At 24.8% G+C, this 234-nt stretch carries 1 protein-coding gene (only partly in view); it reads right to left on the minus strand.

Annotated elements, in window-relative coordinates:
• On the minus strand, positions 1-114 hold the 5' portion of the coding sequence (locus LUA84_RS03360; protein WP_231434433.1) for a hypothetical protein. Its footprint begins 39 nt before the window's first position; the window shows 114 of its 153 coding nt (coding positions 1-114); its start codon is at positions 112-114; its stop codon lies off the left edge, out of view.
• Positions 115-234 lie beyond the last annotated feature (120 nt).

The raw sequence follows: 234 nt of genomic DNA on the forward strand, positions 1-234 counted from the left end.
ACTTACTCCTTCTATACTATTTATTTGATTTAATAATTCTTCCTCTTTAAATTCCTGATCTGGATATAAAAATTTAACATTTAAAGAATTTAATCCAAATGCTATTGCCAGCATTCGTGAGCTAAATATTGGCCCCCAAAATTTTTTATTATATCCTTTACTTTTTCATTTATTTTTTCTAAATCTACATCAACATCACTTGCAGATATTTTTAATGTTATAACTACATATCTT

The organism is Candidatus Nanopusillus massiliensis (genome assembly GCF_920984865.1).